Here is an 11,145-nt window from a genome sequence, read left to right as displayed (position 1 = left end):
GCCCAGTCCTTCTTCGCAGACGTCTCGCCGACACCGGCGTTGAAGACGTTGTGCGGGTCGAGTTCTTTGAAGTGCGCTTCCATCTTCGGCGGCACGGGGTAGAGCCTGCCGTAATTGTGTTCGGCGGGAACGGCCGCACCCCGGGCCTCGAGCAGCTCGGTCATCTGCTTCTTCAGCGCCACCGGGTCAACGCCCTTCTTCGCCACGTGGTCCTGGTGGAGGACGTGGCAGAAGAAGTGCCCGTAGTAGGAGCTGATGTGCAGCTGGTCGGCGATCTCGTCGGGCAGCACCTCGAGCCAATCCTCATCGTCGCGGCGCAGCGCCACGTCGAAGGTGATCATGTCCGAGGAGTCCTCGCGGTTGAGGTTGAAGTACCGGGTCGCAGCACTCGCGGCGCCGAAGCGGTGCAACATCGCCGACTGAGCCTCATCGGCACTGCACACGAAATAGTCACCGTGGTGAGCCGCCTCGGCGAAGAAATCGTCGAGGAACGCACCCATCCGGTTCTTCTCCTCGGCACTGACGACGAGGAGAAGATGATGCTCGAAGCGGTCGCGGTACTCGAGCATCCGCGTGGGCAGCTGCTGCGGGAGCAGGCCGAACGCGTTCTGCGCGATCGTGTCGGCGACGGTCTCGCCGAAGAACGGCAGCTTCGCGAACACGCCGTTGGCCCAGTTCTTCAGCGCGAACAGCTTGATCTGCTCGCGGCTGCCGGCGTGCTTGATCGAGACGAACGTGTCCTTGCCGTACTTCTCGGCGAGGTCGAATGAGGGGCGGCCCATGTATTCGCCCGAGATCGGCAACGGCATCTCCGAGGTCAGTATCGCCCGTCGCAGGTCTTCGAGCTCGGCGGGGGAATTCGTACCGATGTAGAACGTCGTCGCTCCCTCTTCCTTCGGGAAGGTGCGGGTGCGCACGGCGAAGACCATGAGCTTGCCGGCCGAACCGGAGGCCTCGTACAGGTAGTCGGAGTTCGCGTTGAACCGGGCCGGGGAGTCGACGATCCTGCGGACCTGCTCGCCGTACTCGGTCTCCGTCGTGTCCTCCGGGGCGGGCGTGACCCCCGCAGGGTCCCAGTCTCCGCGCTGGAGTTTGTCGAGGATGTGGGCGGGGTCGTCGCCGAGCTCCACGCCGAGGTGGTTGACGAGCTCGAGTCGCCCCTCCTCGTTGACGCGGGCGAAGATCGCGTGCTTCGTGAACGCCGGGCCCTTGCGGATCTGGGAGCCGCCGGAGTTGTTGGCGATGCCGCCGATGACGGAGGCGCCGATCGACGATGAGCCGATGACCGAGTGGGGTTCGCGGTGGAACGGGGCGAGCGCCTCGTCGAGTTCGTACAAGGTCGACCCGGCCAGGCAGATCGCTTCGCGGGCGTCGTTGATGAGATAGATCTCGTTGATCCGCAGGGTGGAGATGATGACGATCGGACGATCGTAGTCCTGCGCACCGGGGCCGGAGCCGCCGGTCAGGCCGGTGTTGGCCGACTGCGGAATGACGATGAGGTCATTGTCGACGCAGACCTGCAGTGCCCGCCACATGTCGACAAGGCTGCCCGGTCGCAGCACGGCCAGCACATTGCCGCCGCCGAAGCGGTTGCCCTTGGCGTACGGTGCGGTCGCTCGCGCGGAGGTGAGGACGTGGCGCGGGCCCATGATGTCGATGAACGCGTTGACGGCTGGGGACTGGTGATTTGTCTTGCCGGGCATATGGTCGATCCCTATCGGTAGGCGACGGTTGTTCTCATGGTAGCTGTCTGGGTTCGCACTCCGCATCCCCTCTCAGAACTACCTGACGGCGGCCCAGCAACCTGGCGCCAGGTTGCTGGGCGCCGTCAGGTAGCAATTAGGGGTGTTTGGTGGATATGGCGACTGCTGAGAGGCAGACTAGGCAGATGACGGCCACGGCCGCCAGGGACACCGTGTACGACAGCACGGGCAGCAGGGCGGCGAGCACCGTGGGCAGCAGGAACCCGGAGTATGCCAGCGAATAGTAGACCCCGGTGATGCCGGCGAGCTCCTGCGGTGAGGCGATGGCCTGGACGATGATGAGCCCCGAGACCACACAGATTCCGTAGGCGACACCGAGCACGATCGCCACGATGAACGCGAGGATCGGGTCCGCCAGAAGTGCGGCCACCGCCCCGAGCCCCATCCCCACGGTCATCAGCGCCAGTCCCACGACGAGCGCCCGCCCGCCGGTCAGTCGGTTGATCCACGGCACGATGTTCTGCACCAGCGCACCGGCTCCGAGCGTGACGACGGTGAGCACCGTGGCGTACATCGTCGTCCACTCCCCCAGCTCTCCCTGCACGATCGCCGGCATCACGGCATAGGCGACCCCGGCGGCACCGAACACCCAGGGCGCGGCCGGCACGATCAGTCGCAGGAACGTCCGATGCGCGACGAGCGGAACGCGCAGACCGTGCCACCAATGACCGCGGGCCCGACTCTCGCGCGGCAGCGATTCGGGCGCGAAGACCACGATGACGAGCGCTGCGAGGTTGAGCACTCCGTGCACGGCGTAGGGCACGACTTCGGGCACCGGTCCCCATTGGGCCAGGCACCCGGTGACCGCCGCGCCCATGGCAAACCCCAAAGTCAGAGTCAGTGAAGGACGCCGGGCACCGGCGGTGATTCCGGCCTGGTGATCGAACGGCGGGGCCGAGAGCTCCTTGATCCAGCTCGTGCCCACCGACATCGCCACCCCGACGCCGATCCCCGCGAACACCCTGCCCAGGCAGAGCAGCCAGAACAGATCGAAACCGATCCCGAGCCCGAGACTGCCGGCGATCGCGGCGAGTGACCCGGCGATGAGGACCGGTTTGCGTCCATGCCGATCCGACAGCGCCGAGGCGACCAACAGTCCCGGAATGAGTCCGCCCACGTACATGCCCAGCAGCAGGTTCGCCTGCCAGATGGCGTAGCCTCCGTCCTCTTCATACATGTGCACGAGCGGAGTGAAGTGGTTGCCGCCCCACGCGAGCAGGAACATCGCCGGGGCCACCATCAGCCACGCCCGCGCCCGCCGTCGCCGTTCCGGCCCACGATCGGGATCCACCTCGCCGAGGCGGGACCGGGCAGGGTTCGGAACCTGCGTTTCGACGTCGGTGGCGGGGGCCGCCTCGGTGCGGGTATTCCTGTCCCCGGTGGGGACTGTCTCGGCGGCGGTGTCGTTCGTGGGGGTCGAGGGGTAAGCGGTCATGGTCCTCCTCAGCGGGACTGCGGGAAGTGGGAGCCTTCGATGTGGGCGCGGACGAGTCGGGCGAAGCCTTCTGGGTCGCCCGACTCGGCGCGGTCGGTGAGAGTTTTGTGCTCGGTCAGGAGCGTGTCGAGGGTGTCCGGCGCGTCGATGGCGACCTGGAAGGTCAGGCGGGCCAGGCGCGGGCCCATGGTGGTGAGCATCTCGGTGACGATGGCGTTGTCGCCGCTGCGGATGAGGCGGGCGTGGAAGGCGTAGTCGGCGCTGGCGAAGCCGAGCGGATCGCCCGCGTCAAGGGCCTTCCTCTGTTCGCCGAGCAGGGTGCGCAGATCGGCGGCCAGAGCGGTGAGGTCGCCGCTGTCGGACAGTGTCTCGACGGCGTCGATCTCGAACATCGAGCGCACGGCGAGCAGGTCGCGGCGCTCCTTGCCCGTCACGGTGGTCACGAGCGCGCCCTTCTTGGGGACGAGGCGGACGAGGCGCCAGCGTTCGAGCTGGAGCATCGCCTCCCGGGCGGGGGTGCGACTGGCGTTGTGCGCGGCGGCGAGGTCGGACTCGATGAGGAGGTCGCCGGGTTCGTGTCGGCCTTCGATGATCTCTCGGGCGGTCGCCGCGGCCATGCGAACGGCGATCGGAGCGGAGTCGTCGATGCGCTGCCAGGGCAGTGTCAGCAAATCATTCACGGACCCACGATAACAGATGCATACATTGATGCATGCATCATGTCCTGGCTCAGACATACCTGACGGCGACTCAGCAACCTCGCGCGAGGTTGCTGAGCCGCCGTCAGGTAGCAATTATTCGACGAGTTTGCCTTCTTGGCTGATTTCGCCGGAGTGCATGAGGGCCGCGACGTCTGCCGAGACCGCTGGGATCGACTCGCGGACGACTCCGGCAGACGGCGACCAGACGAGGTTGACCGTGAGCTCCGGGTCGATCTCGGGGTAGTCGCTGCGGTTGTGGCAGCCGCGGGTCTCCCTCCGCTCCAGAGCGCATTCGAGCGTCGCCCGGGCCGCAAGCACCGACGACTGCAGGTCGAAGGCATGGGAGAGGTCGGCGAAACCGGCGATGTCGGGATGAATTCCCACAGACCCCATCCGCGCCTCGATGCCGGAAAGCTTCTCCAGTCCAGCCAAGAGTCCGGCCTCGTCACGGACGACTCCGGCGTGTTCGGTCATGAGATTGCGGACCTCGCGCTGCAGGGCACGCACGTTCTCCGTGCCCTCGGATGCCAGCAGATCGGAGATCTCGGCTCTCGCCTCGTCGACCGCGGCATGCGACCGCACTTGGGCCTCCAGCGAATCGGAGTACGCGACGGCGGACCGTCCGACGATGCGGCCGAAAACGAGGAGCTCGATGAGCGAGTTCCCGCCCAACCGGTTCGCCCCGTGCAGACCCGACGAGGCCTCGCCGATGGCCCACAGTCCCTCGACGTCGGTGCTGTGATCGACCGGGTCGACCCACACTCCGCCCATCGAATAGTGCGCGGTCGGGGCGATCTCGATCGGCGAGGCCGTGATGTCGAGCATCTGCGTCTCCATGAGTGTCTGGAACACCCGCGGCAGACGGTTCATGATCGTCTCGCGCGGCAGATGGGAGACATCAAGCCACACTCCCCCGTTTTCGGTGCCGCGGCCCTCGGCGATCTCCGTGTATGCGGCCAGAGCCACCCGGTCGCGGGTCGACAACTCCATCCGCTGCGGGTCGTAGCGTTCCATGAACCGCTCCCCCAGTCCGTTGCGCAGGATCCCGCCCTCACCGCGGGCCGCCTCGGAGACCAGCGCGCCGGCGGCGTTCTCGGGTTCGAGGATTCCCGAGGGATGGAACTGGACGAGCTCGGCGTCGCGCAGCCGGGCACCGGCTTCGACGGCCAGGCGGAAGGAGTCGCCGGTGTTCTCGTCCCGGCGCGAGGAGGTCCGTCGCCAGATCCGGTTGTGTCCGCCGGCGGCGAGGATGACGGCGTCTGCGTAGATCCGGTAGCCGGTGCCGTCGATGACGTCGAAGCCGTAGGCGCCGAAGATGCGGCCGTCGGCCACCAGCAGCTTCGTGATGTAGACGCGGTCGAGGATCGGGATGTCTAAGGCTTCGGCGCGACGAATGAGGGTGCGCTGGATTTCCAGCCCCGTGTAGTCGCCGGCGAAAGCGGTGCGACGCCAGGTGTGGGCGCCGAAGAAGCGCTGAGAGATCCGACCGTCGTCCTCCTTCTGGAAGTCCATTCCATATCGCTCCAGGTCAGCGATGCCTTCTGTTGCTCCCTGGGTGACGATTTCGACGGTGCGGGGGTTGGCGAGGTCATAGGATTCCTTGATCGTGTCGGCCGCGTGCTGGGCCCACGTGTCGTCCGGGTCCATCGTTGCCAGAGCTGCGTTGATGCCGCCGGCGGCCAGTGAGGTGTGCGCGTCCTCCTTCGGCCGTTTGCCGACCGCGAGGACATCGGCGCCTGATTCGGCGACCTCGATCGCGGCCCGCAGGCCGGATCCGCCGGTTCCGATGACCAGCACCGAGGTGGAGATGGAGTGTTCTTTTCGGCGGGGTCCGCCCTGTGCGGTGTTCATGGATTCCACTATGAAACCGCCCACTCCATACGTCCAATGCATTGTTCGAGTCACCTCGATAGAGATATGCTATCGGTATGCCTGACCTGCACGGAGACCGCTCATGAACCTCGAACAGCTGAGAAGCTTCGCCGAGGTGGCCGCCACCGGCCATTTCACGAAAGCCGCCGCGACGCTCCACCTGGCACAGCCCTCACTGTCGCGGCAGATCTCGACACTGGAGAAGGAGCTCGGGGCCGAGCTCTTCCACCGCGCGCACGGCCACATCACGCTCACGGACGCCGGAGCGACCCTGCTGCCGACGGCGAAACGCATGCTCGCCGACGCCGAGGCGGTCCGCCGTGACATGGATGAGCTCGCCGGTCTGCGGCGCGGCCGCGTCCGGCTGGGTGCGACCCCGACCCTGTGCGTGAGCCTCGTGGCCGAGGCGATCAGCCGGTTCCACACCGCCCATCCCGGCGTCGAACTCGAGTTGGTCGAGAAAGGCTCCCGTGAGCTCATCGAATCCCTGGCCGGCGGCGAGCTCGACCTCGCGCTCATCACCCGCACCTTCGATCTCGCCCCGCAGATGCCCAGGCTCAGCCTGCGTGGGATCCTCGCCGAGGATCTCGTCGTCATCGCCGCCGCCGGTTCCGATCTGCTCACCTCGGACCGTGCGCAGGCCGATCGGATCACTCTCGCCGAGGTGGCCGACCGTCCCCAGGTCCTGTTCCATCACGGCTACGACTTGAGAGAGGCGACCTCCGCGGCGTTCGACTCAGCCGGCCTGAGCCCCCGGGTCGTCGTCGAGGGCGTGGAGATGGATGCGGCGCTGCGATTCGTCGAACGCGGTCTCGGGGTCGCGATCGTCCCCGCGATGGTCCTCGTCGACCGGCCATTGCTGGATTCGGTGCCATTGGTCGACCCGCGCCTGCCGCGAACGGTCAGCCTCGCCACGCGCGCGGACGTGCGAGCGACGAAGGCCGCCTCGGCGATGGAGTCGACGATCTTGTCGACCGCCCACACGCTCACCGACACCGAAACCGGTCTCTCCGACTATGTTCGGGTCCTCGACTGACCGCCGAACCTCAGAACCAGGCGTCGGCGAGCAGCTTCAGCGACCGGCGCTGCACCTCTGGATCGTAGGCGTAGGTGACTGTGATGAGTTCGTCGGCACCGGTGCGCTCGACGAATTCGCCCATCTGCGCGGTCGCGGTATCCGGTGAGCCGACGGCGCTGATGGACAGCATCGGGCTGGTTCCGCCCTGCGCATCGATCTCGGCCGGGTCCACCGGGGGCTGAAGATTGCGGCGGCGGCCGGTGCGCATGTCGTTGAACATCTGCTGGACCGAGGTGAACTGGCGGGCCGCCTCGGCGTCGGTGTCGGCGACCATGACGTTGATCCCGGCCATGACATAGGGCTGCTCGATCTGCGCGGTCGGGGCGTCGGTGGTGAACGAATCCCGATAGGTCTTGATCGCGATGTCGATCTGGTCGGGCGCGAAGTGCGAGGCCAGGGAGAACGGTAGGCCCAGCTGACCGGCGATCGAGGCGCCGTTCATCGTCGATCCGAGCACCCAGATGGGCACGTTCATCCCCGCCGAGACCGCGGACTTGATCGGCATGGTGTGTGCCTGCCCGGTCTCGGAGAACCAGCCCTGCATGTCATAGATGTTCTGCGCGAAGTCCTGCGGTTCGGCCGAGGACCGGGCGAGCGCCTGCGCGGTCATCCCGTCCGTGCCGGGGGCGCGTCCGAGCCCAAGATCGATGCGCTCACCGTGGATGTTCGCGAGCGTTCCGTACTGTTCGGCGACCATGAGCGGGGCATGGTTGGGCAGCATGACACCGCCGGATCCGACCCGGATCTTCTCCGTCACCGAGGCGGCCTGCGAGATGAGCAGGGCCGTGGCGCTGGCGGCCAGGCCCATCGTGTTGTGGTGTTCGGCGAACCACAGACGCTGATATCCCAATTCGTCGGCGAGCTGCGCCGAGGCCATCGATTCGGCGATGGCGTCGCGGGCGTTCGATCCTTCCCGGATGGAGACGAGATCGAGGATGTTCAACGGAACGGACAAGGCGGGGGCTCCTTCGGTGGGGACGCAGTGCGACCGCGGACCGCGGTCACACGACTTCAGTCACCTGTGGCAACAGTCCGGGCAGACGGTTCTATTCCTGGTCTGCTCCTGGGCTGACGGTCACAGTCGCCGGCAGACGGTTCATTTCGAGGGCTGCCGGCGGATAGTCTTGTGCAACCGGACTCCCCTTGAAGGAGAGAGCATGAGCACCTCAGCACTGCGCCGAACCGGGCGGCTTCTCACCGGTGCCACACTGTCCCTGGCCGTCGTCCTCAGCGCCTGCTCCTCGGATTCGGACTCCGGCGAGACCAACGGACGGGGCGGGTCGGACTCGGGGGCCGCCTCGGCGAGCGCCGGGTCCGGATCAACCGACGCCGGGTCCGCGGCGTCCGCACCGGGAGTGAACTCCCCCGAGGTTGTCGCCACCGGGCTCGAATCCCCGTGGTCGATCGCCTTCGTCGGGCAGACCATGGTGGTCAGCGAACGCGATTCGGGTCGCATCCTCGAAGTCTCCGCAGGTGGAGACGTTCGTGAGGTCGGCCGGATCGATGATGCCTCGGCCTCGGGTGAGGCCGGCCTCCACGGTCTCGCCGTCGACGATGACCGTCTCTATGCCTTCTTCGCCGCTGGGACGGAGAATCGGATCGTGCGGTTCGACCTCCTCGGCGAGGCCGGGGACCTGTCCCTGGGTGAGGAGGAGACGATCCTCGACGGACTGCCGACGGCGAACTTCCACAACGGCGGGCGGTTGGCATTCGGCCCCGACGGGATGCTCTATGCCACGCTCGGCGATACGGGCGATCGCGACAGTGCACAGGATGAACAGGCGCTGTCGGGAAAGATTCTGCGCATGACGCCCGATGGCGAGGTGCCCGACGACAACCCGTTCGGCGACTCGCTCGTGTACAGCATGGGACATCGGAACCCGCAGGGCATCGGGTGGGACGACGAGGGCACGATGTATGCCTCGGAGTTCGGGCAGGACACGTGGGATGAGCTCAACGTCATCGAAGCCGGCGGCAACTACGGCTGGCCCGAGGTCGAAGGCATCGCCGAGGATGACGGTGCAGGTGACGGCTCGGGCGGCGGTGGCGCGGGTGGCGGCGACCCGGGTAGCGGGGCTGGTGATTTCATCGATCCGGTGCAGCAGTGGTCGCCCGACGAAGCGAGCCCGTCCGGACTGGCCGTCACCGAGGACAGCATCCTCATCGCCGGACTCCGCGGGCAGCGGCTGCACCGGGTGCCGCTCGATGACCTGGCGTCATCGTCGCAGCTGTGGACCGGCGAATTCGGGCGACTGCGCGATGTGGTCGAGGCTCCCGACGGTTCGCTGCTCGTACTGACGAACAACACCGATGGCCGCGGAGATCCCGGCCCGGACGACGACCGCCTCCTGCGCTTCACGTCCTGACGGCGCTAGCCCGGTTATCGCTGCGTAAACCGGCCGACAACCGGACACACGCGTAAACGCCGGGCCCGCCCGCCACGGACCGAATAGACCGAGGCCCCGAACGCTCTTCACGTTCGGGGCCTCGTGTCAGACGTGCCGCGTGGGCAGTCTCGCTCAGTTGTCCTTGGTTCCGGGCAGGCCCTGGGACTTGCGGCGCATGAGCAGGACGACGATGACGATGATGGCCAGGCCGCCCACGGACAGCAGCACGATCATCGGCGTCGACATTCCGGAATCGCTGCCGGTGGACTCGCCGATCTCGCCGCGATCCTCGGTGTCCTTGCCCGGCTCGTCGACGACTCCGCCGCCGAGCCCGGCCTTCGTCGACTCTCCGGACGACTCCTTGACCTCACCGCCGGCCCCTTCGGAATCCTTGATCGCGAACGAGTAGTCGCCGGAGATCGGGTGGCCGTCCTGCGACACCACGCGCCAGGTGACCTTGTAATCGCCGGGCTTGAGATCGTCGGGCAGAGCGACGCTGAGCTTCTTGCCCTCAACGGTCAGCTCACCTGCGGAGACATCTTTGCCGTCGACGACGACCTTGACCTCGGAGCCGACTTCCTGGATGTCGCCGGAGAAGGTCATCTCGAGCCATTTGGGCTGTTGGTCGAGCTCGGCACCGTCCTCGGGGTTCGACGACACCAGCTGATCATGCGCACTGGCGGCGGGAGCGAAAACGAACACGCTCATCGCGGCCACCAGCAGGGCGGCGAAGCCCAGCCTGAGAGCGGACCAGTTCTGTCGTGTCATGAGACGAGTCATGAGAGTTTCTCCTTCGAGGCGTACCTGCGATTTCGATCGTGTCAGCGAGCTTGTGCTTACCAGTATCACTGAGATTTCGCGGCCAGCGTGCGCAGACGATCCGTGATTCCCGGCACGGATACTTCAATTGTCTCAAGAGTTTCTTCGAAATGCTTGAATTCCCCGTACCAGGGATCCTCGACATCGGGCGCCGGAACACCGTCGCCCTCGACCCCGGCCACCCGCGGATCGAACTCGCGCAGCATCCGCAGCTCCGGGGCCGCCTCGGCGGAAAGACCTGAGATCATCCGCTCCAGGGCACGATAGTGGCGGGCGGTCATCGCCACCGCCAGATCGCGGTCGGCCAACCATTCGGGGGTGATCTGCCGGGCGACGTGATCGTCGGTGCGGTAGCCGGCGGCGGCGAGCACACGCGCCTGACGTGGGTCGATGGGGTTGCCGGCCTCCTCATCGCTGATCCCGGCGGAGTCGACAACCGCCTCGGCGCCGGTATCGGCCAAGTGATGCACGAGCACACGTTCGGCGGTGACGGATCGGCAGATGTTGCCGGTGCACACGAAGACGACGGATGCCAGACTCATATCTCCTCCTCGGGCGGGGCGTGCGGGGCACTGATCACGATACTGTGGGGCCATGACTTCTGAAACCTCACAGACCTCGATCAGGCCGGCCGACGACCTGTACCAGCACATCAACGGCGAGTGGATCGACTCGTTCACGATCCCCGATGACCGGGCCGGCGACGGAGCCATGCGTGAGCTCTTCGACACCGCCGAGACCAAGGTCCGCGACATCATCACCTCAGTGACCGACAGCCCGCAGGAGCCCGGCTCCGAGGGACAGAAGGTCGCCGACCTATTCACCTCGTTCATGGATGTCGATCGCATCAACGACCTCGGCGTCGCCCCGCTGACCTCGACGTTCGCCGCCATCGACGCCGCCGAGGACAAGTCCGAACTCGCCGCAACGCTCGCCCGACTCGAGACCGAAGGCATCGGCGGAGTGCTCGGCGGGTACGTCACCGCCGATGCGAAGGACTCCGACGTCTACGCCCTCTACCTCGTCCAGGCCGGCATCTCCCTGCCCGACGAGGACTACTACTTCAACGACGACCACGCCGAGGTGCGCG

The 11,145-nt window shown here is 66.6% G+C and carries 9 protein-coding genes and 1 pseudogene; 3 read left to right on the top strand and 7 right to left on the bottom strand.

Annotation, left to right across the window (positions count from 1 at the left end; all coding sequences use genetic code 11):
- The 4 genes from dld to ACTIIH_RS04160 form a co-directional block, all read right to left on the bottom strand.
- On the bottom strand, positions 1-1,703 hold a 1,703-nt coding region (dld, locus tag ACTIIH_RS04175), incomplete at its 3' end, for a D-lactate dehydrogenase (RefSeq protein WP_441450658.1).
- Positions 1,704-1,839: 136 nt separating this feature from the next.
- The gene (locus tag ACTIIH_RS04170; protein ID WP_240812008.1) at positions 1,840-3,198 is read right to left on the bottom strand and encodes an MFS transporter; all 1,359 of its coding nucleotides are present in this window, start codon (positions 3,196-3,198) and stop codon (positions 1,840-1,842) included.
- A gap of 8 nt (positions 3,199-3,206) precedes the next feature.
- Positions 3,207-3,878: a GntR family transcriptional regulator gene (locus ACTIIH_RS04165; RefSeq protein WP_441450657.1), complete on the bottom strand. Its 672-nt coding sequence runs from the start codon at positions 3,876-3,878 to the stop codon at positions 3,207-3,209.
- A gap of 114 nt (positions 3,879-3,992) precedes the next feature.
- Complete coding sequence (locus ACTIIH_RS04160; RefSeq protein ID WP_441450655.1) at positions 3,993-5,750, bottom strand: FAD-dependent oxidoreductase; 1,758 nt, start codon at positions 5,748-5,750, stop codon at positions 3,993-3,995.
- Between the two features lie 103 nt (positions 5,751-5,853).
- Between ACTIIH_RS04160 and ACTIIH_RS04155 the strand changes: the two genes are divergently transcribed.
- A complete protein-coding gene (locus tag ACTIIH_RS04155; protein WP_441450653.1) occupies positions 5,854-6,807 on the top strand; it encodes a LysR family transcriptional regulator in 954 nt (317 codons plus the stop codon).
- 10 nt (positions 6,808-6,817) lie between these two features.
- Here the strand turns inward: ACTIIH_RS04155 and ACTIIH_RS04150 are convergent, their stop codons facing one another.
- Positions 6,818-7,804, bottom strand: a complete 987-nt coding sequence (locus ACTIIH_RS04150; protein WP_441450651.1) for an LLM class flavin-dependent oxidoreductase — start codon at positions 7,802-7,804, stop codon at positions 6,818-6,820.
- Positions 7,805-8,006: 202 nt separating this feature from the next.
- Between ACTIIH_RS04150 and ACTIIH_RS04145 the strand changes: the two genes are divergently transcribed.
- Positions 8,007-9,215, top strand: coding sequence for a PQQ-dependent sugar dehydrogenase (locus ACTIIH_RS04145; RefSeq protein WP_441450649.1), 1,209 nt, complete (start codon positions 8,007-8,009; stop codon positions 9,213-9,215).
- A 153-nt stretch (positions 9,216-9,368) separates the two neighbouring features.
- Here ACTIIH_RS04145 and ACTIIH_RS04140 read toward each other — a convergent pair whose 3' ends face one another.
- The gene (locus ACTIIH_RS04140) at positions 9,369-10,016 is read right to left on the bottom strand and encodes a copper resistance CopC family protein (protein ID WP_441450647.1); all 648 of its coding nucleotides are present in this window, start codon (positions 10,014-10,016) and stop codon (positions 9,369-9,371) included.
- A 65-nt stretch (positions 10,017-10,081) separates the two neighbouring features.
- Complete coding sequence (locus ACTIIH_RS04135) at positions 10,082-10,597, bottom strand: low molecular weight protein-tyrosine-phosphatase (RefSeq protein WP_441090666.1); 516 nt, start codon at positions 10,595-10,597, stop codon at positions 10,082-10,084.
- Between the two features lie 52 nt (positions 10,598-10,649).
- Here ACTIIH_RS04135 and ACTIIH_RS04130 point away from each other — a divergent pair.
- Positions 10,650-11,145, top strand: a pseudogene (locus ACTIIH_RS04130) (peptidase M13); the annotation flags it as partial.

Source organism: Brevibacterium sp. (assembly GCF_052105255.1).
In the GTDB taxonomy this organism is placed as follows: domain Bacteria; phylum Actinomycetota; class Actinomycetes; order Actinomycetales; family Brevibacteriaceae; genus Brevibacterium; species Brevibacterium linens_B.
This window is presented reverse-complemented; position numbering and strand designations above follow the sequence as displayed.